Genomic DNA, 19,935 nt, shown 5'->3' with positions numbered 1-19,935 from the left:
AATACATCTCCTTTATGCATTATCTTTCCTATAGGAAGAAAGCAAGTATTGTTCCTATCCATTCTTTGCCTCTATTAATGAGAGAATTCGGACTAACATCTTTCAAGGAAAGTAATGACGCATTTTCTAGATCTTCGTGGAATTTATTTTTTACTGTTTGTATAAAATGTTCATCATATAAAAGGCAGTTGATTTCATGGTTAATATATAAACTTCTCATATCAAAGTTTGCAGTTCCGATATCACAGATATAGTCATCAACTATAATAACTTTAGCGTGAAAAAAACCTTGTTGAAATGCGTAAATATTACAGCCAGCTTGTATTAACTTTCGGCAATATGGGAATTTTGCTTCTCGAACAAGGGGGTGATCCGCTTTTTCTGGAACGAGAATCGTGATTTGAACCCCGCGTTTTCGAGCTTCTAATAATGCGTTCATAATTTTTCTTCCAGGAATGAAATAGGGTGTACCGATAAAGAGTTCCTTTTTTGCACCTTCAATTAAATGTAAAAAAGTATGTTGTAAATAGGCACCATCAGTTGGAATAAATTGATGTTCGATAGTACCGGGTTGCTGTTTCGGAAAATAAAGAGAAGCGTCCAATAAATTTTGGTTTGTATCATCAAACCAGTCATGTAAAAATTGCTTTTGTAAATCTTGTACTCCTTCGCCTGTAAGACGTAAATGATAGTCCCTCCATAATCCTAACCGCTCATTATGTCCCAAATACTCTTCACCAATATTAAATCCCCCAATGTAACCAATTTTCCCGTCGATAACTGTAATTTTTCTATGGTTTCTTTGATTTGCAGAAAAGAAAGGAAAAGGAAACTTTACTTTGTGACAAAATGAAAAAGAGACACCATGTTTTTGCAGGGAGCGAACGGCCTCGTTTGATAAATGATGGCTTCCCAATCTATCGAGTAAAAGTCTTACTTCAATTCCTTCCTTTGCCTTATCAATAAGTAACTTTAAAAATTCTCGGCTGATTTTATCGTTTTTTACAATGAAAAACAAAACATGCACATGGTGTTTCGCCTGTTTTATATCAGTAAATAGAGTGTCATACAAATCTTTTCCGTATGTATAAAGGTGAAAATCACTTTGACGTAAAGGGAAAGAACGAGAACGGACACGCCTTAAATGAACAATTCTCCCATAAGAAAGATCGATTACAATCCAGAGAGCAATACCTATTAATAAGAGAGGTAAGAAGAACATGAGTAAATTCCCTCCTTCACGGTCTTTTCACCATTTGTTTTTTATAAATCAAACATTCATTTTATCCGGTTATTTGTGGGCTAATAATTAGTAGGGAGTAAGTAACTTCTAATGATTAAAGTTTCACTTTATAGTTTCACCGAAATAAACAGCTTTATTAAAAAATATGTTGTTGTATAACAAAAAACTGTTGACTGAATGCTCACTCATTATATAATGAAGGTAGGGGATAAAATTCAGAAAATTATATGTTTTTGAAGATTCTAAAAAAGAAAGAGGGCTTACAAAGAGAGGGGTAGCATAAAAATGAATAGCTTACTGATCATGAATTGGCTGGCTGCCATTGCTGTTATTGCTTATGCGGGATATTTGTTTGTGTATCTTATACGAACGAGGATGGCCTACATACAGTTAGGAAAAAAGATTGAATTTGACCGTCGTTTTAAAGAGCGTTGGGATCTCCTTAAGGTCAATGTTTTCGGTCAGAAAAAGCTGCTGAAAGATAAAAAGAGCGGCATTATTCACGTTATGTTCTTTTACGGATTTATTCTTGTCCAATTTGGAGCAATTGACTTCGTTTGGAAAGGACTCGCACCAGGATCACATCTTCCACTTGGACCACTATACCCTGCATTTACATTCTTCCAGGAAATTGTCACACTTGTTATTTTAATTGCAGTCTTTTGGGCTTTTCATCGACGTTATGTTGAGAAGCTAGTTCGTTTAAAACGTAATTTCAAATCAGGACTTGTTCTTATCTTTATCGGTGGCTTAATGATTTCTGTGCTACTCGGTAATGGGATGGGAATTATATGGCATGGCGAGGAGCTTTCATGGAGTGAGCCAATCGCTTCTGCAATCGCTTACGTTTTCTCAGGGATAAATGAAACCGTAGCCATTTCTGTGTTCTATTTCTCTTGGTGGGTGCATTTACTAATTTTGTTAACATTTTTAGTTTATGTTCCACAATCGAAACACGCGCATTTAATTGCGGGACCAGCTAACGTTTTCTTCGGCCGTCTTTCAAATCCAGGGAAACTTGAAAAGATTGACTTTGAAGATGAAACACAAGAAACATTTGGTGTTGGTAAAATCGAAGATTTTAGACAAAATCAGCTTATTGACTTATACGCTTGCGTAGAGTGTGGTCGTTGTACAAATATGTGTCCGGCAACAGGAACAGGTAAAATGTTATCGCCGATGGATTTAATTTTAAAACTTCGTGATCATTTAACTGATAAAGGAGCTGCAGTGACATCAAAAGCACCGTGGGTTCCAGTAGTTGCTTTTAATAATACACAAGGAAATCAGTTAGCGATGATGGCAGCTGGGAAAGGACAACAAGAATCTGCAGCTACAACACTCGCTTACGATCCGAGTTTAATCGGAGATATTATTACAGAAGAAGAGATTTGGGCTTGTACAACGTGTCGTAACTGTGAGGATCAGTGTCCGGTTATGAATGAGCACGTTGATAAAATTATTGATTTACGCCGCTATCTCGTTTTAACAGAAGGAAAGATGGATGCGGAAGCGCAACGTGCGATGACAAACATCGAGCGTCAAGGGAATCCGTGGGGTCTAAACCGTAAAGAGCGTGAAACTTGGCGCCAAGGTGATGATGAAGTAACGGTTCCAACTGTAAAAGAAAAATCGAAAGCTGGCGAGGAGTTCGAATATTTATTCTGGGTTGGTTCAATGGGATCATATGATAATCGTAGTCAGAAGATTGCGATATCGTTTGCGAAGTTGATGAACGAAGCAGGCATTTCATTTGCGATACTTGGTAATAAGGAAAAGAACTCTGGAGATACACCGCGCCGCCTTGGAAATGAATTTGTCTTCCAAGAGATGGCGACAAAAAATATCGAGGAATTTGAAAAAGCAGGAGTGAAGAAAATCGTTACGATTGACCCTCATGCTTATAACACATTTAAAAATGAGTATCCGGACTTTGGCTTGCAAGCAGAAGTCTATCATCATACAGAACTGTTAGCTCAGTGGGTGAAAGAAGGACGCTTAAAACCGGTTCACGCTATTGAGGAAACAGTTACGTACCATGATTCCTGCTACTTAGGAAGATACAACGAAGTATACGAAGCCCCGCGTGACATTTTGAAAGCGATTCCTGGTGTGAATCTTGTAGAAATGGCACGTAACCGTGAAACGGGAATGTGCTGTGGAGCAGGTGGTGGCTTAATGTGGATGGAGGAAACAACAGGTTCACGCATTAACGTTGCTCGTACAGAACAAGCATTAGCTGTACAGCCATCCATTATCGGTACAGGATGTCCGTATTGCTTAACGATGATTAGTGATGGGACGAAAGCGAAAGAAGTTGAAGAGAAAGTTCAAACTCTCGATGTAACAGAGATTTTAGAACGCTCAGTGATTGGACAGAAGAAAGAAGCAATCTAGTTTGTAGGAATGCATACAACTTTAGAAAGAGGTGCAATGATTGCACCTCTTCTCAACGTAGGAACACCGAGCGCCCGCTCAGTGATAAAAGGAAATGGGGGAAAGAGGAATGAGTAAAACAGTTATTTTAAGTGCAGCAAGAACACCGGTTGGGAAATTTGGAGGATCTTTAAAAGATGTAAAAGCAACAGAACTTGGAGGGATTGCAATTAAAGCGGCGCTTGAAAGAGCAAATGTTTCTGCTAGTGATGTTGAGGAAGTTATATTCGGAACGGTTATTCAAGGTGGGCAGGGGCAAATTCCATCGCGCCAAGCGGCGAGGGCTGCTGGAATCCCTTGGGAAGTGCAGACGGAAACAGTGAATAAAGTTTGTGCATCGGGGCTTCGTGCGGTTACGTTAGCGGATCAAATTATTCGTACTGGCGATCAATCATTGATTGTAGCTGGTGGTATGGAGTCGATGAGTAACAGTCCTTATATTTTACGAGGAGCAAGATGGGGATACAGAATGGGCAACAACGAAGTCGTTGATTTAAACATTGCTGACGGTTTAACATGCGCATTTTCAGGTATACACATGGGTGTTTATGGCGGAGAAGTTGCGAAGGAAGATGGAATTTCTCGCGAAGCGCAAGATGAATGGGCATATCGTAGCCACCAGCGTGCGGTTTCAGCACATAATGAAGGACGTTTTGAAGAGGAAATCGTGCCAGTAACGATTCCGCAAAGAAAAGGCGATCCTATTGTCGTTGCAAAGGATGAGGCGCCACGCGCGGATACAACAATTGAAAAGTTAGCAAAATTAAAACCTGTATTTGATAAAACAGCGACAGTGACAGCTGGTAATGCACCAGGCTTAAACGATGGTGGTGCTGCACTTGTATTAATGAGCGAAGACAGAGCGAAGCAAGAAGGAAGAAAGCCGTTAGCGACAATTTTGGCACATACAGCAATTGCAGTGGAGTCTAAAGATTTCCCGAGAACGCCAGGTTATGCAATTAACGCATTGCTTGAAAAAACAGGCAAGACAATTGAAGACATCGATTTATTCGAGATTAATGAAGCATTTGCAGCAGTAGCAATTGCAAGTACAGAGATTGCGGGAATTGACCCAGAAAAATTGAATGTAAATGGCGGCGCAGTGGCGATGGGGCATCCGATTGGAGCAAGCGGAGCGCGCATTATCGTTACACTAATCCATGCACTGAAGCAACGCGGCGGCGGAATTGGAATTGCTTCGATTTGTAGCGGTGGTGGTCAAGGTGATGCAGTGATGATTGAAGTTCACTAATTAAGATTAGACGGTATATAGTTTATTGAAAATTAAGGGGGAAGAAGAAATGAGTGTACAAAAAATTGTTGTAATTGGTGCAGGACAAATGGGATCAGGAATCGCACAAGTATGTGCAATGGCAGGATATGACGTGAAGGTACAAGATTTAAAACAAGAGCAATTAGATAGAGGATTGGCGATCATTACGAAAAACTTAGCACGCCAAGTAGAAAAGGGGCGCATGAAGGAAGAAGAAAAGGAAGCGACATTAAACCGTCTTGCAGTAACGCTTGATTTAGATTGTGTGAAGGAAGCGGATCTTATTATCGAAGCAGCTGTCGAGAAAATGGATATTAAAAAGAAAATCTTTGCAAATTTAGATGAAATTGCTCCAGAACACGCAATTTTAGCGACAAATACGTCATCTTTGCCAATTACAGAAATTGCCGCGGTAACGAAACGTCCGGAAAAAGTAATCGGTATGCACTTTATGAATCCGGTTCCGGTTATGAAACTTGTTGAAATTATTCGTGGTTTGGCTACAGATGATGCGGTATACGAAACAATTGAGGATATTACGAAGAAAATTGGCAAAGTACCAGTTGAAGTAAATGATTTCCCAGGATTTGTATCGAACCGTATTTTATTACCGATGATTAACGAAGCAATCTATACGTTATATGAAGGTGTAGCGACGAAAGAAGCAATTGATGAAGTAATGAAACTTGGTATGAATCACCCGATGGGTCCTCTAACGCTCGCTGATTTTATCGGTTTAGACACGTGTTTATACATTATGGAAGTGTTGCATGAAGGTTTAGGCGATAGTAAATATCGCCCATGTCCATTGCTACGTAAGTACGTAAATGCAGGATGGTTAGGACGTAAAACAGGTCGTGGTTTCTACGTTTACGAATAAATCCCCCTTTGTTACAAAATAGTGGTCTTACCAAATTGTTAAAAGGTTATATAGCAAATGGAGGCGGAGTATATGAACTTTCGTTTTAATGAAGAGCAGCAAATGATGAGGAAAATGGTTCGAGATTTTGCACAGAAGGAAATTGCTCCCTTTGTTCCTAGTATGGAACAAGGGGTGTTCCCAAAAGAGATTTTGCAGAAGATGGGGGAGCTTGGATTAATGGGAATTCCAGCGCCTGCAAAATACGGTGGTGCAGAAATGGATTTTATTTCTTACATTTTAGCAATTGAAGAAATTTCAAAGGTAAGCGCAACAGTTGGTGTAATTTTAGCTGTACATACGTCAGTTGGAATGAACCCGATTTTATATTTCGGAACAGAAGAACAGAAGCAGAAATATGTTTCTAAACTTGCGACTGGTGAATATTTAGGTGCATTTGCATTAACAGAACCAAATGCAGGATCGGATGCAGGAAGTTTGAAATCAAGGGCTGTGAAGAAAGGCGATCATTACATTATTAATGGATCGAAGGTGTTCATTACAAATGGTGGTGAAGCAAGTACATATATTGTATTCGCTTCTACAAATCCAGAGGCAGGAAAGAGTGGGATTTCTGCATTCATAGTAGAGAAAGATACACCAGGCTTAATTATCGGTAAAGATGAGCATAAAATGGGACTGCTCGGTTCTCGCACTGTACAACTTACGTTCGAGGATATGAGGGTACCGGCTGAGAATTTACTTGGTGAAGAAGGACAAGGATTTAAGGTAGCGATGGCGAATTTAGATGTTGGACGAATTGGAATTGGGGCGCAAGCATTAGGTATTGCTGAAGCGGCGCTTGCATGTGCGATTGATTATGCGAAAGAACGTGAGCAATTCGGAAAGCCAATTGCGGCGCAGCAAGGGATTGGCTTCAAACTTGCAGATATGGCAACTAGCGTAGAAGCGGCGCGATTACTCGTATATAGGGCGGCATCGCTAAGAGCGCAAGGATTACCATGTGGTAAAGAAGCATCTATTGCGAAATTATTCGCTTCTAAAACGGCTGTTGAAGTTGCGATTGAAGCAGTGCAAGTATTTGGTGGCTACGGTTATACGAAAGATTATCCAGTAGAAAGATTTTTCCGTGATGCGAAAATCACGCAAATATATGAAGGGACGAGTGAAATACAGAAACTTGTTATTAGCCGGGCTTTATAAAAGCACAAGGGGGAGACGGGCATGCATTTTAAACTATCAGAAGAACATGAAATGATAAGAAAAATGGTTCGGGACTTTGCTAAGAATGAAGTAGCACCGACAGCAGCTGAACGTGATGAAGAAGAGAGGTTTGATCGAGCGCTATTTGATCAAATGGCAGAGCTTGGTTTAACCGGAATTCCGTGGCCTGAAGAATACGGCGGAATTGGAAGCGATTACTTGGCGTATGTAATTGCTATTGAAGAATTATCACGCGTATGTGCTTCTACAGGTGTAACATTGTCTGCACATACTTCACTTGCTGGTTGGCCAATTTTTAAATTTGGAACAGAAGAGCAAAAGCAAACATTTTTACGACCGATGGCTGAAGGAAAGAAGATTGGTGCGTACGGCTTAACGGAGCCAGGGTCTGGATCGGATGCTGGTGGAATGAAGACGATCGCCAAAAGAGATGGAGACCATTATGTATTAAATGGATCAAAAATATTTATCACTAATGGTGGCATTGCTGATATTTATGTTGTTTTCGCATTAACTGATCCTGAATCGAAGCAGCGTGGCACGAGTGCATTTATAGTGGAAAGTGATACACCAGGATTTTCAGTTGGGAAGAAGGAGAGTAAATTAGGGATTCGCTCTTCACCAACAACTGAAATTATGTTCGAAGATTGCCGTATTCCTGTAGAGAATTTACTAGGGGAAGAAGGACAAGGGTTTAAGATAGCGATGCAAACATTAGATGGTGGCCGTAACGGTATTGCGGCGCAAGCGGTTGGTATTGCACAAGGGGCTTTAGATGCTTCCGTAGAATATGCAAGAGAGCGTCATCAGTTTGGGAAGCCGATTGCGGCGCAGCAAGGGATTGGCTTTAAACTTGCAGATATGGCAACGGATGTGGAGGCGGCGCGTCTTCTAACATATCAAGCAGCTTGGCTGGAATCGGAAGGGCTTCCGTATGGGAAAGAGTCAGCGATGTCAAAAGTATTTGCAGGTGATGCAGCGATGAAGGTGACGACGGAAGCGGTACAAGTATTTGGTGGTTACGGTTATACGAAAGATTATCCAGTAGAGCGATACATGCGAGATGCAAAGATTACACAGATATATGAAGGAACACAAGAGATTCAAAGGCTCGTAATTTCTCGTATGTTAACGAAGTAGGATCAAAGGCGTAGGTATTTTCCTACGCTTTTTCCTTCCAAAAAATAATAGAGAGGTGAAGGGGATGGTTAAACATAATGTGCATGCATCAGTGAAAGATGAAAAATTAGTCGCGTTAAGGCGTGAACAAATGATTAAAGGTGCAGTGCAACTGTTTAAACAAAAAGGATTTCCGCGTACAACAACGAGAGAGATTGCAAAGGCAGCTGGATTTAGTATTGGAACGCTTTATGAATACATTCGTACAAAAGATGATGTTTTGTATTTAGTTTGTGATAGTATTTATGAACATGTAAAAGAAAGATTAGAGGAAGTAGTTTGTACGGAAAAAGGAAGTGTAGAAAGTTTAAAGATAGCAATAACGAATTATTTTAAAGTGATGGACGAATTGCAGGAAGAAGTATTAATAATGTATCAAGAGGTACGCTTTTTACCGAAAGAATCACTCCCGTACGTATTAGAAAAGGAGTTTCAAATGGTAGGAATGTTTGAGAATATTTTGGAACAGTGTACGGAAAACGGAACATTTACATTAAATAAAAAAGAAATACAGCTTCTTGCGCATAATATTTTTATACAAGGACAGATGTGGGGATTTCGACGTTGGGCGCTGCAAAAGCTATATACGCTCGAAGAATATACAGACATGCAAATTAGGTATGTATTACAAGGGGCCCATATGCTTCCGAAATAAGGAATGCACAAATTATAATTTTACTACCCTATAAAAGTTTCCCGTTTTTTTTGTAGCATATTTGTGCGACTTTTGTTTATAATGAATAGTATGGATTTTTTTAAGCAGGCCGTTATATATAAGGTTATATTTGATGAAAGGAAGTGCCGCATAAGTGGATTTTAAGCAATATTCACCAGAAGAGCTAAAAGAATGTTCAATGATTGAAGTTGTACATAGCGTTTTAGGGGATAAAAAACAAGCAACGACATTCAACGAGTTGGTTCAAGAAATCGCTCAAGTGCTGGGACTATCTCAAGAGCAAGTTAATGCGAAAATCGCACAATTTTATACAGACTTAAACATCGATGGACGTTTCATTAATTTAGGAGAAAATCGTTGGGGATTACGTAGCTGGTACCCATATGAGCAAATTGATGAAGAAATCTTGCCTCAACCAAAACCGAAGAAGAAACGTAAAGTTGAAGAAGACGGTTTTGATGACTACATTGAAGAAGATGAAGATGACTTTGATGATGTAGACGGAAATGAAGACGAAGATGATGATGTAGAAGATTTGGACAAGGTTCTTGAAGACGAAGACGGAGACGACGATGATCTTGATGATTTAGATGACGATGAAGATGACTTCGCTGAAGAAGAACTTGAGTATGATGAAACTGAAGAAGAAGAAGAGGAAGAACTGTAGTTCTTGACTTTTCATTATCGTCCATGTAGAATCATTTTTGGGCTCTTTAAAAAAGGACGATAATACTTTTAAAGTGTAAATATAAAAGAAAATTGCTCCCTACTTATTACTTTATGTGATGAGGGGAGCAATTTTCTTTTTTGTTTTTTGTTTAGAAAATAAAAAGAGTCTAACAATAAGATGGATACAGTGTTATCTACATACGTTGCGCTTTGCAACGGTGATTATATAACAGCAAAATAGAAGGGAGCTTTTTCATGACTAAGTATATTTTTGTAACAGGCGGTGTAGTATCGTCTCTAGGAAAAGGTATTACAGCAGCATCTCTTGGAAGACTTTTAAAAAATCGTGGTTTAAACGTAACAATTCAAAAGTTTGATCCATACATTAACGTAGACCCAGGGACTATGAGCCCATACCAACACGGTGAGGTATTCGTAACAGATGATGGTGCAGAAACTGACTTAGACCTTGGTCACTATGAGCGTTTCATCGACATCAACTTAAACAAATACAGCAACGTAACAACAGGTAAAATTTACTCTTCAGTTCTTCAAAAAGAGCGTCGTGGTGAATACCTAGGAGGAACAGTTCAAGTTATTCCTCACATTACTAACGAAATTAAAGAGCGCGTATACCGTTCTGGTCGCGAAACAAACGCGGACGTTGTTATTACAGAAATCGGTGGAACTGTTGGTGACATCGAGTCTCTACCATTCTTAGAAGCAATCCGTCAAATTAAGAGCGACATCGGTCGTGACAATGTAATGTACATTCACTGTACGTTAATCCCGTACTTAAAAGCAGCGGGTGAAATGAAAACAAAACCAACGCAACATAGTGTTAAAGAGCTTCGCAGTTTAGGTATTCAACCAAATATTATCGTTGTTCGTACAGAAATGCCTGTTTCTCAAGATATGAAAGACAAGCTTGCATTATTCTGTGACATTGATACAAAAGCAGTTATTGAAGCACGCGATGCAGATACTTTATATGCAGTTCCATTATCTCTTCAAGAGCAAAATATGGACCAAATCGTTTGCGATCACTTAAAATTAGACAATCCAGCTGCAGATATGACAGAGTGGACTGCGCTAGTTGAAAAAGTGCGTAACCTTTCTAAGAAAACAAAAATCGCTCTTGTTGGTAAATACGTAGAGCTTCAAGATGCATACATTTCTGTTGTAGAAGCACTTCGTCATGCGGGTTACTCTTTCGACACAGATGTAGAAGTGAAATGGGTAAATGCTGAGCACGTAACAGCAGAGAACGTACAAGAATTAGTAGGAGACACAGATGGTATCCTTGTACCAGGTGGCTTCGGTGATCGTGGTGTAGAAGGTAAAATCGTTGCAATTCAATATGCTCGTGAAAACAAAGTTCCATTCCTAGGAATTTGCTTAGGTATGCAACTTGCATCAATCGAATTCGCACGTAACGTATTAGGATTAGAAGGAGCTAACTCTTCTGAAATCAATCCTGACACACCTTATGCAATCATCGACTTATTACCAGAACAAAAAGATGTAGAAGACTTAGGTGGTACACTTCGTCTTGGTCTATACCCATGTAAGCTTGCTGAAGAAACAAATGCTTACAACGCTTACAATGAGCCGGTTGTATATGAGCGTCATCGTCATCGTTATGAGTTCAACAATCAATTCCGTCCGGATATGGAAAAAGCAGGATTTGTATTCTCTGGTACAAGCCCAGACGGCCGTTTAGTTGAAATCGTTGAATTAAAAGATCACCCTTGGTTCGTAGCGGCACAGTTCCACCCAGAACTTGTTTCTCGTCCAAACCGTCCACAACCATTGTTCCATGACTTCGTAAGAGCGTCTATTACGAATAAAGAGAGCAAGTAATAAAAAAGCGCCTTGAAATAGGGCGCTTTTTTTAATATTCATTTAACATTTCATCGATTGTAAATTTGATTCCGTGATATGCAAATAAAGCTATCATTAAGCTTGGGAATCCGTAGCGATTACCTTCATCGTCTGGAATAAGCCCTTTTAACAGTTTTGTATCAATATGTACATCTGTATATTGTTCTAGTGATTCATTGCCTTCTTGAATAGCAGAAATGCCGACAATAGAGTGTCCATCTGCTTGAAGTTTTTTTGCTATTGCTACAACTTCTTCATCTGTTGAAAAACGGCTAATAAGAAGTACACGATCTGCAGAAGTTACTTCTACTTCCTTACCATTTTCAAATAATCGTTTTGCTTGTTTCATTGGTTCAGTACCGAATAGCGCTTCAGCAACAACGCCCTCCATTTCATTTGTACCATGTAAATAAATGAAACCTTCGCCAACTAATGCTTGAGCAAGTAGACGGGCGCTATCTTCTATATTCATTTCCTCTTTTTGAGAAACTCTGGAGAAATAACCGCTTAATTGGGTTGAAAAAATTTTTAACATAATGTTACTCCCTTCGTACGTGTTTACCGGCTTTCATTATAGTTTATTTTTTTAGAAAGGTGAAATCGAAGGTGGCATAACAAAATAGGAAACGGTAAAATAAGAAAGAAATAGGAAGGAATTTGGTAAAGAATAGCGAAAATTAATCGTTAAGATATAAGAAGCTTTAAATCTTGTACTTACACAGAAAGGTTGGGAGTTATGGAAGGGAAAATTTTAATCGTTGATGATCAATATGGCATTCGTGTGTTATTACATGAAGTGTTCCAAAAAGAAGGTTATCAGACATTCCAAGCAGCGAATGGATTTCAAGCTTTAGATATCGTGAAAAAAGATAATCCAGATTTAGTTGTGTTAGATATGAAAATTCCAGGTATGGATGGTATAGAGATTTTAAAGCATGTAAAAGAAATTGACGAGAGTATTAAAGTGATTTTAATGACTGCTTACGGAGAGCTTGATATGATCCAAGAAGCAAAAGATTTAGGTGCTTTAATGCATTTTGCTAAACCATTTGATATTGATGAAATTCGTCAAGCGGTGAGAAATGAGCTCGCTGTAGAGGCTTAAAAATGAATTTTTTATAAAAAATACGGAAAAAAGCGTTTACATGGACTATTGTGCAGGTGAATACGGTTGAGTTTTTGAGTACAAGTTGTTATCCTATTGAGTGTAGAAAAAAGTCCGGTATGTAGATATACATATTTTACCTTATTCTGGTCATACTACCAGCGATAAGAACTTATCGGATACAAAAAACGTTTTTTAGGAGGATTCACCATGCCTTTAGTTTCTATGAAAGAAATGCTAAACAAAGCACTAGAAGGAAAATACGCAGTTGGTCAATTCAACATGAACAACTTAGAGTGGACTCAAGCTATCTTAGCTGCTGCGGAAGAAGAAAAATCTCCTGTAATCCTAGGTGTATCTGAGGGTGCAGCTCGTCATATGACTGGTTTCAAAACAGTTGTAGCTATGGTTAAAGCTTTAATCGAAGAAATGAACATCACTGTTCCTGTAGCGATTCACCTTGACCATGGTTCAAGCTTCGAAAAATGTAAAGAAGCAATCGATGCAGGTTTCACATCTGTAATGATCGACGCTTCTCACCACCCATTCGAAGAAAACGTAGAAACTACTAAAAAAGTAGTAGAATACGCACACGCTCGTAACGTATCTGTTGAAGCTGAGCTTGGAACAGTTGGCGGACAAGAAGACGACGTAATCGCTGAAGGCGTAATTTACGCTGACCCAGCTGAGTGTAAGCACCTTGTTGAAGCAACAGGTATCGATTGCCTAGCTCCAGCTTTAGGTTCTGTACACGGTCCTTACAAAGGTGAGCCTAACTTAGGATTCGCTGAAATGGAACAAGTTCGTGACTTCACTGGCGTACCTTTAGTATTACACGGTGGTACTGGTATCCCAACTGCTGATATCGAAAAAGCTATCTCTTTAGGTACTTCAAAAATCAACGTAAACACTGAGAACCAAATTGAGTTTACAAAAGCTGTTCGTGAAGTATTAAACAAAGACCAAGAAGTTTACGATCCTCGTAAATTTATCGGACCTGGCCGCGACGCTATCAAAGCAACTGTTATTGGTAAAATTCGCGAATTCGGTTCTAACGGTAAAGCGTAAGAATAAAATTCCGTTTTGGAAACCGTCTACTCTTTTAGACGGTTTCCTTTCGTTGTATAATGAAAGCGTGAACAAGTCTAAAGATTTTATCATTTTGTTTTTGAAATAGAAAATAATGTGCATAGTCCTATTAATAAATGTGATAACGTATCTAAATTGATAAAGTAAATTCGATAAATAGTTAATCTTTATCTTTTTGTATGACAGGAGAAATGAAGATAATGGTTTCCTATTTATTGAGTTTTGGGATGGAAAAGTAATTGAGATTCTTAAGGGGGAGCTTTCTATAAAAATATAGAAAGTAAATACATTCACAAGAAGGGAGCTCAATATGGAAAAATTGCTAATTGAAGGCGGAAGAGCTTTAAATGGAACAATTCGCGTGAGTGGTGCAAAGAACAGCGCCGTTGCACTAATTCCAGCGACAATTTTAGCAGATACTCCAGTAACTATTGGTGGTGTCCCTAATATTTCGGACGTGAAAATGTTAGGAGACTTACTAGAGGAAATTGGAGGGAGAGTGACTTATGGACAGGAGGAAGAGATGGTAGTCGATCCTTCTAACATGGTTGCAATGCCTTTACCAAATGGAAAAGTGAAAAAATTGCGTGCTTCTTATTATTTAATGGGTGCGATGCTTGGCCGTTTTAAAAAAGCTGTTATTGGGCTTCCAGGTGGATGTCACTTAGGACCGAGGCCGATTGATCAGCACATTAAAGGATTTGAAGCGTTAGGTGCACATGTTACGAATGAACAAGGTGCTATCTATTTAAGAGCAGATGAACTACGAGGGGCACGTATTTATTTAGATGTTGTTAGTGTAGGAGCTACGATTAATATTATGCTAGCAGCTGTACGAGCTAAAGGTAGAACTGTTATTGAAAACGCAGCGAAAGAACCAGAGATTATTGATGTAGCTACACTGTTAACTAGCATGGGAGCACGCATTAAAGGTGCTGGTACAGATGTAATCCGAATTGATGGTGTGGATTCATTGCACGGTTGTCATCATACGATCATTCCAGATCGTATTGAAGCGGGTACGTATATGATCTTAGGTGCTGCGTCAGGAGGAGAAGTAACAGTTGATAATGTTATTCCTCAGCATTTGGAGTCAGTTACTGCAAAATTAAGAGAAGCTGGTGTCCAAGTTGAAACGAATGATGACCAGATTACAGTGAACGGTGATAGAAGATTAAAAGTAGTTGATATAAAAACGCTTGTATATCCAGGTTTCCCAACAGATTTACAACAGCCATTTACAACACTTTTAACAAAGGCGCATGGAACGGGTGTTGTAACGGATACGATTTATGGCGCACGTTTTAAACATATTGATGAATTACGTCGCATGAATGCGCAAATTAAAGTAGAAGGTCGGTCAGCTATCGTAACTGGTCCTGTTTTATTACAAGGTGCAAAAGTGAAAGCGAGTGATTTGCGAGCTGGAGCAGCCCTTGTTATTGCAGGATTGATGGCGGATGGAATTACAGAAGTAACCGGACTTGAGCATATTGATCGTGGCTATGAAAATATAGTAGACAAGCTTAAAGGGCTTGGTGCAAACATTTGGCGAGAACAAATGACAAAGCAAGAAATTGAAGAAATGAAGAACGCATAAGTGATACTTCCGCAAGGGGGAAGCGAAGCATCACTACTTGCGGAAGTACACTTTATAGAAAAACACGGTTCACAAAATACGGCAGAAATATAAAGACTTAAAGGAGAGGGATTATCGTGGAAAGAAGTTTATCTATGGAGTTAGTACGTGTAACAGAGGCTGCAGCTTTATCATCAGCGCGTTGGATGGGACGCGGGAAAAAGGATGAGGCAGACGGTGCAGCAACATCAGCTATGCGTGATGTATTTGATACAATTCCGATGAAAGGTACAGTTGTAATTGGTGAAGGTGAAATGGATGAAGCACCAATGCTATATATCGGAGAAAAATTAGGTACAGGATATGGTCCGCGTGTAGACGTTGCAGTTGATCCTTTAGAAGGGACAAACATTGTAGCAGCTGGTGGATGGAATGCTCTTGCTGTTATTGCAATTGCAGATCATGGTAATTTGTTACATGCTCCTGACATGTACATGGATAAAATCGCGGTTGGCCCAGAAGCAGTTGGGGCGGTCGATATTGATGCGCCTATTATCGATAACTTACGTGCAGTTGCGAAAGCGAAAAACAAAGATATTGAAGATGTTGTAGCGACAGTTTTAAACCGTCCACGTCATCAAGCAATTATTGAAGAAATTCGTAAAGCTGGTGCTCGCATTAAATTGATTAATGATGGAGACGTAGCTGGCGCAATCAACACCGCATTTGATCGTACAGGTGTAGATATTTTATTCGGCTCTGGTGGCGCGCCTGAGGGTGTGTTAGCAGCAGTTGCATTAAAATGTTTAGGTGGAGAAATTCACGGGAAATTATTACCACAAAACGACGCTGAATTGGCGCGTTGCAAAAAGATGGGCATAGACGACATCAACCGCATCCTTCGCATGGAGGACTTAGTAAAAGGTGACGATGCAATCTTCGCAGCAACAGGTGTAACAGACGGAGAACTATTACGCGGCGTTCAATTTAAAGGTAGCGTAGGAACAACACAATCCCTTGTTATGCGCGCAAAATCAGGCACAGTACGCTTCGTAGACGGACGTCACAGCTTAAATAAAAAACCGAACTTGGTTATTAAATAAAAAGCGTAAGCAGCTCGTTCAGAATGGGAGGGGGATGGAGCTTCTGACGAAGAGGCGCTTTTTGCCTCGTAGGAAGAAGTGAAGCCACCGACCATTCTAGCTGTTGGAGCTGGATTAAATAAAAAGCGAAGACAAATTTTCTTGTCTTCGCTTCTTGTATTTGTGTTTCAACGTATTGATTAAAACTAGATAAAAGGGTTACAATAGTGAATATTACCCTACTTGAACTTATTGCCTTTCATTATTAATTATTTGCCTTCCGTATTTTTTCCCTTTACCCATGTGAAAAGAGAATAACGTTAAAGTGTGGTGTCTGAATGAATTTGTCAATTGCAGCATTAGAAAACATGAAATTAAAAGAGTTATACGAGCTTGCGAAAGAATTTAAAATTTCGTATTATAGCAAATTAACGAAAAAAGAGTTAATCTTCGCCATTTTAAAAGCTCGAGCAGAAAAAGAAGGTTTCTTCTTCATGGAAGGCGTATTAGAAATTATTCAATCAGAAGGATTTGGATTCCTACGTCCTATCAACTACTCTCCAAGCTCAGAAGATATTTATATCTCAGCTTCGCAAATTCGTCGTTTCGATTTACGTAATGGAGATAAGGTTTCTGGTAAAGTACGACCTCCGAAAGAAAATGAACGCTACTTTGGGTTATTACAAGTTGAAGCTGTAAACGGAGATGATCCAGAGTCAGCAAAAGAGCGTGTGCATTTCCCTGCATTAACACCATTATACCCAGATCGCCAAATGAAATTGGAAACGGAACCGAAAAAGTTACCGACACGCATCATGGATTTAATTGCACCAGTTGGATTTGGACAACGTGGTTTAATTGTCGCGCCTCCAAAGGCTGGTAAAACTAGTCTATTAAAAGAAATCGCACACAGTGTTACAACAAATCATCCGGAAGCTGAATTAATTGTCCTTTTAATTGATGAGCGTCCAGAGGAAGTAACAGATATTGAACGTTCTGTTAAAGGAGATGTTGTAAGCTCTACTTTTGATGAAGTACCAGAAAATCATATTAAAGTAGCAGAACTTGTGTTAGAACGTGCAATGCGTCTTGTAGAGCACAAAAAAGATGTTATCATTTTAATGGATAGTATTACCCGTTTAGCGCGAGCTTACAACCTTGTTATTCCGCCAAGTGGTAGAACATTATCGGGTGGTATCGACCCAGCTGCCTTCCATAGACCGAAGCGTTTCTTTGGAGCTGCACGTAATATCGAAGAAGGCGGTAGCTTAACAATTTTAGCAACAGCTCTTGTTGATACAGGATCTCGTATGGACGATGTAATTTACGAAGAATTTAAAGGAACTGGAAATATGGAACTTCATTTAGATCGTTCATTAGCTGAGCGTCGTATCTTCCCGGCAATTGATATTCGCCGTTCTGGTACACGTAAAGAGGATCTATTAATTCCGAAAGAACATTTAGACAAGCTATGGGGTATTCGTAAAACAATGCGTGATACACCAGACTTTGTTGAAGGTTTCTTACGTAAACTTCGTCAAACAAAGACAAATGAAGAATTTTTACAAAACATTGTTGCAGATTCGAAAAGATATGTAACAACGAAGTAAAGGGAAAAGATTGGGACTCGCTTATTTTATGGTAAGCGAGTTTTTTATGTTTTTTAGGTGATCTTAAAGAGAGATGAGTGGAAGGGCATTAGTTGGTTCTAGTTGGATGAGCGGCCTCCATTTTAAAATAATATCCAGCTTCATCCCCCTACCATTCTGAACGAGCCGCTTGCGCTTTTAAATGATATCCAGTTCCGGTAGCTAGCTCTTCGCATCTAAGAACCTTCCGCCCGAAAGGTAAAAAGCACCTTTAGAGCGGAAGAACCTTAGCTGGTCAGAGCTGAGCGAGCCCCCTCCACTTTAAGGTGTTATCCAGCTCCAGCGGCTAGAATCTCCGGTCATTTCACTCTCTCGCTCGAAGCAAAAAGCGCTTCAAGGTCGAGAGTTCTAAATAGCCTGCGATTCTGAGCGAGCCGCTTCTGCTTTTAAATTGTATCTAGTTCCGACGGCTAGCTCTTCGTGTCTAAGAACCTCCCGCACTAAAGGTAAAAAGCACCTTTTGTGCGAGAGAACCTTAGCCAGTCAGAGCTGAACGAGCCGTCTCCACTTTTAATTTAAAAAGACAAAAACAGGTAGTTGCAAAATGAAGTTAGCCTTGTTATAATTTCATCATATGTGTTTCATCAATATAGTTGTGTATGCAGCTGAAGATGAAAAACTCTGTTTCGAAAATGATTCAGGGCGGAAGGAGATGAAAAGAATGAAAGCAGGAATTCACCCAGATTACAAGAAAGTTGTATTCATGGACACAAACACAGGCTTCAAATTCTTAAGCGGATCTACTAGAGGATCTAACGAAACTGTTGAGTGGGAAGATGGTAACACTTATCCATTACTAAAAGTTGAGATCAGTTCTGATTCTCACCCATTCTACACTGGACGTCAGAAGTTTGCTACTGCAGACGGACGCGTTGACCGCTTCAATAAGAAATACGGTCTTAAGTAATAAAAACATAAAACAGGCAAGTGTATCTATTCGCTTGTCTGTTTTTTTTGCGAAAATATTATACCTTTACCCTACTTTTAATTAAAAAGTAGATGAAAGGAGAGCTTCATGTACTTAATAAATCAGAACGGTTGGATTGAAGTGATTTGCGGTAGTATGTTTTCTGGTAAATCAGAAGAGCTTATCCGCCGTGTGCGTCGTACGCAATTTGCGAAACAACATGCAATTGTATTTAAACCATGTATTGATAATCGCTATAGTGAAGAAGACGTTGTATCACATAACGGATTAAAGGTAAAAGCAGTTCCTGTTTCAGCTTCAAAAGATATATTTGAACATATCACTGAAGAAATGGATGTAATTGCAATCGATGAGGTGCAATTCTTTGATGGGGACATTGTGGAAGTGGTGCAAGTATTGGCAAATCGTGGCTATCGTGTCATTGTAGCTGGTTTAGACCAAGATTTCCGTGGTCTACCATTTGGACAAGTTCCTCAGCTGATGGCGATTGCTGAACATGTAACAAAACTACAAGCAGTATGTTCTGCATGTGGATCTCCGGCAAGTCGTACACAACGATTAATTGATGGAGAACCAGCGGCATTTGATGATCCGATTATTTTAGTTGGTGCTTCAGAATCGTATGAACCACGCTGTCGTCATTGTCATGCAGTTCCTACAAACAAAGATAAGTAAACTCGCTGTGCAAGGCGGGTTTTTTTCAGAATAGAGGGTGTGAGTGGTGTGAGCTGCCTACGCCTTAAGTTATGATATCTAGTTCTGGTGGCTAGCTCTTCGCATCTAAGAACCTTCCGCCCGAAAGGTAAAAAGCACCTTTAGGTCGAAAGAACCTTAGCTGGTCAGAGCTGAACGAGCCACCGCCACTTTTAAATATATTATCTAGCTCCAGCGGCTAGAATCTCCGGCCATTTCACTCTCTCGCTCGAAGCAAAGAGCGCTTCAAGATCGAGAGTTCCAAATAGCCTGCGATTCTGAACGAGCCGCTTGTGCTTTTAAATATAATTTGCGTTTTTTTGAGTAAGTACCATATACTATTTGT

The 19,935-nt window shown here is 39.6% G+C and carries 16 protein-coding genes and 1 pseudogene; 15 read left to right on the top strand and 2 right to left on the bottom strand.

The features are described from left to right. Positions 1-28 precede the first annotated feature (28 nt). Positions 29-1,222: a cardiolipin synthase gene (cls, locus tag BGI23_RS26045; protein ID WP_070807230.1), complete on the bottom strand. Its 1,194-nt coding sequence runs from the start codon at positions 1,220-1,222 to the stop codon at positions 29-31. Positions 1,223-1,528: 306 nt separating this feature from the next. Between cls and BGI23_RS26040 the strand changes: the two genes are divergently transcribed. The 8 genes and pseudogenes from BGI23_RS26040 (at position 1,529) to pyrG (ending at position 11,443) form a co-directional block, all read left to right on the top strand. After that, positions 1,529-3,640, top strand: a complete 2,112-nt coding sequence (locus tag BGI23_RS26040) for a (Fe-S)-binding protein (protein WP_001086792.1) — start codon at positions 1,529-1,531, stop codon at positions 3,638-3,640. 9 nt (positions 3,641-3,649) lie between these two features. Continuing rightward, positions 3,650-4,931 (top strand): annotated as a pseudogene (locus BGI23_RS26035) (acetyl-CoA C-acetyltransferase). A 49-nt stretch (positions 4,932-4,980) separates the two neighbouring features. Further along, complete coding sequence (locus BGI23_RS26030; RefSeq protein WP_000116031.1) at positions 4,981-5,832, top strand: 3-hydroxybutyryl-CoA dehydrogenase; 852 nt, start codon at positions 4,981-4,983, stop codon at positions 5,830-5,832. A gap of 72 nt (positions 5,833-5,904) precedes the next feature. Next, on the top strand, positions 5,905-7,035 hold the full coding sequence (locus BGI23_RS26025; RefSeq protein ID WP_070807229.1) for an acyl-CoA dehydrogenase: 1,131 nt from the start codon (positions 5,905-5,907) through the stop codon (positions 7,033-7,035). Positions 7,036-7,056: 21 nt separating this feature from the next. Then, positions 7,057-8,196, top strand: coding sequence for an acyl-CoA dehydrogenase AcdA (acdA, locus tag BGI23_RS26020; RefSeq protein ID WP_000545533.1), 1,140 nt, complete (start codon positions 7,057-7,059; stop codon positions 8,194-8,196). A gap of 64 nt (positions 8,197-8,260) precedes the next feature. Next, complete coding sequence (locus tag BGI23_RS26015; protein ID WP_000238604.1) at positions 8,261-8,890, top strand: TetR/AcrR family transcriptional regulator; 630 nt, start codon at positions 8,261-8,263, stop codon at positions 8,888-8,890. Between the two features lie 154 nt (positions 8,891-9,044). Beyond that, on the top strand, positions 9,045-9,578 hold the full coding sequence (gene rpoE, locus BGI23_RS26010) for a DNA-directed RNA polymerase subunit delta (RefSeq protein ID WP_000346281.1): 534 nt from the start codon (positions 9,045-9,047) through the stop codon (positions 9,576-9,578). Positions 9,579-9,835: 257 nt separating this feature from the next. Next, entirely contained in the window at positions 9,836-11,443 is a 1,608-nt protein-coding gene (gene pyrG, locus BGI23_RS26005; RefSeq protein ID WP_000170453.1) for a CTP synthase, read from the top strand. Between the two features lie 31 nt (positions 11,444-11,474). Here pyrG and BGI23_RS26000 read toward each other — a convergent pair whose 3' ends face one another. Then, complete coding sequence (locus BGI23_RS26000) at positions 11,475-11,999, bottom strand: DUF2529 domain-containing protein (RefSeq protein ID WP_000912424.1); 525 nt, start codon at positions 11,997-11,999, stop codon at positions 11,475-11,477. 201 nt (positions 12,000-12,200) lie between these two features. Here BGI23_RS26000 and spo0F point away from each other — a divergent pair, with 201 nt between their 5' ends. From spo0F to BGI23_RS25965, 7 genes are all read left to right on the top strand, one after another. Then, positions 12,201-12,569 carry a sporulation initiation phosphotransferase Spo0F gene (spo0F, locus tag BGI23_RS25995; RefSeq protein ID WP_000398594.1) on the top strand — a complete coding sequence of 123 codons (369 nt, stop codon included), beginning with the start codon at positions 12,201-12,203 and terminating at the stop codon, positions 12,567-12,569. Between the two features lie 210 nt (positions 12,570-12,779). Further along, the gene (locus BGI23_RS25990) at positions 12,780-13,637 is read left to right on the top strand and encodes a class II fructose-bisphosphate aldolase (RefSeq protein ID WP_001131850.1); all 858 of its coding nucleotides are present in this window, start codon (positions 12,780-12,782) and stop codon (positions 13,635-13,637) included. Positions 13,638-13,968: 331 nt separating this feature from the next. After that, positions 13,969-15,258: a UDP-N-acetylglucosamine 1-carboxyvinyltransferase gene (gene murA / locus BGI23_RS25985; protein ID WP_000413260.1), complete on the top strand. Its 1,290-nt coding sequence runs from the start codon at positions 13,969-13,971 to the stop codon at positions 15,256-15,258. Between the two features lie 116 nt (positions 15,259-15,374). Beyond that, positions 15,375-16,340, top strand: a complete 966-nt coding sequence (gene glpX / locus BGI23_RS25980) for a class II fructose-bisphosphatase (RefSeq protein WP_000442333.1) — start codon at positions 15,375-15,377, stop codon at positions 16,338-16,340. Between the two features lie 317 nt (positions 16,341-16,657). Next, on the top strand, positions 16,658-17,929 hold the full coding sequence (gene rho / locus BGI23_RS25975; RefSeq protein ID WP_001053898.1) for a transcription termination factor Rho: 1,272 nt from the start codon (positions 16,658-16,660) through the stop codon (positions 17,927-17,929). A 700-nt stretch (positions 17,930-18,629) separates the two neighbouring features. Then, positions 18,630-18,875 carry a type B 50S ribosomal protein L31 gene (locus BGI23_RS25970; RefSeq protein WP_000643437.1) on the top strand — a complete coding sequence of 82 codons (246 nt, stop codon included), beginning with the start codon at positions 18,630-18,632 and terminating at the stop codon, positions 18,873-18,875. 108 nt (positions 18,876-18,983) lie between these two features. Continuing rightward, positions 18,984-19,571 (top strand): thymidine kinase, encoded by a 588-nt coding sequence (locus tag BGI23_RS25965; protein ID WP_000280862.1) that lies wholly within the window; start codon positions 18,984-18,986, stop codon positions 19,569-19,571. Positions 19,572-19,935: the final 364 nt, after the last annotated feature.

This window comes from Bacillus sp. ABP14, assembly GCF_001831375.1.
Classification (GTDB): Bacteria; Bacillota; Bacilli; order Bacillales; family Bacillaceae_G; genus Bacillus_A; species Bacillus_A paranthracis.
Note: the sequence above shows the minus strand (reverse complement) of the source record. Positions and strands in the feature narration are given on the sequence as shown.

Bases quoted from the DNA above. Each gene is read 5' to 3' on its own strand.
- cls (WP_070807230.1), bottom strand. From the start codon at position 1,222: ATGTTCTTCTTACCTCTCTTATTAATAGGTATTGCTCTCTGGATTGTA.
- BGI23_RS26040 (WP_001086792.1), top strand. From the start codon at position 1,529: ATGAATAGCTTACTGATCATGAATTGGCTGGCTGCCATTGCTGTTATT.
- BGI23_RS26030 (WP_000116031.1), top strand. From the start codon at position 4,981: ATGAGTGTACAAAAAATTGTTGTAATTGGTGCAGGACAAATGGGATCA.
- BGI23_RS26025 (WP_070807229.1), top strand. From the start codon at position 5,905: ATGAACTTTCGTTTTAATGAAGAGCAGCAAATGATGAGGAAAATGGTT.
- acdA (WP_000545533.1), top strand. From the start codon at position 7,057: ATGCATTTTAAACTATCAGAAGAACATGAAATGATAAGAAAAATGGTT.
- BGI23_RS26015 (WP_000238604.1), top strand. From the start codon at position 8,261: ATGGTTAAACATAATGTGCATGCATCAGTGAAAGATGAAAAATTAGTC.
- pyrG (WP_000170453.1), top strand. From the start codon at position 9,836: ATGACTAAGTATATTTTTGTAACAGGCGGTGTAGTATCGTCTCTAGGA.
- BGI23_RS26000 (WP_000912424.1), bottom strand. From the start codon at position 11,999: ATGTTAAAAATTTTTTCAACCCAATTAAGCGGTTATTTCTCCAGAGTT.
- spo0F (WP_000398594.1), top strand. From the start codon at position 12,201: ATGGAAGGGAAAATTTTAATCGTTGATGATCAATATGGCATTCGTGTG.
- BGI23_RS25990 (WP_001131850.1), top strand. From the start codon at position 12,780: ATGCCTTTAGTTTCTATGAAAGAAATGCTAAACAAAGCACTAGAAGGA.
- murA (WP_000413260.1), top strand. From the start codon at position 13,969: ATGGAAAAATTGCTAATTGAAGGCGGAAGAGCTTTAAATGGAACAATT.
- rho (WP_001053898.1), top strand. From the start codon at position 16,658: ATGAATTTGTCAATTGCAGCATTAGAAAACATGAAATTAAAAGAGTTA.
- BGI23_RS25970 (WP_000643437.1), top strand. From the start codon at position 18,630: ATGAAAGCAGGAATTCACCCAGATTACAAGAAAGTTGTATTCATGGAC.
- BGI23_RS25965 (WP_000280862.1), top strand. From the start codon at position 18,984: ATGTACTTAATAAATCAGAACGGTTGGATTGAAGTGATTTGCGGTAGT.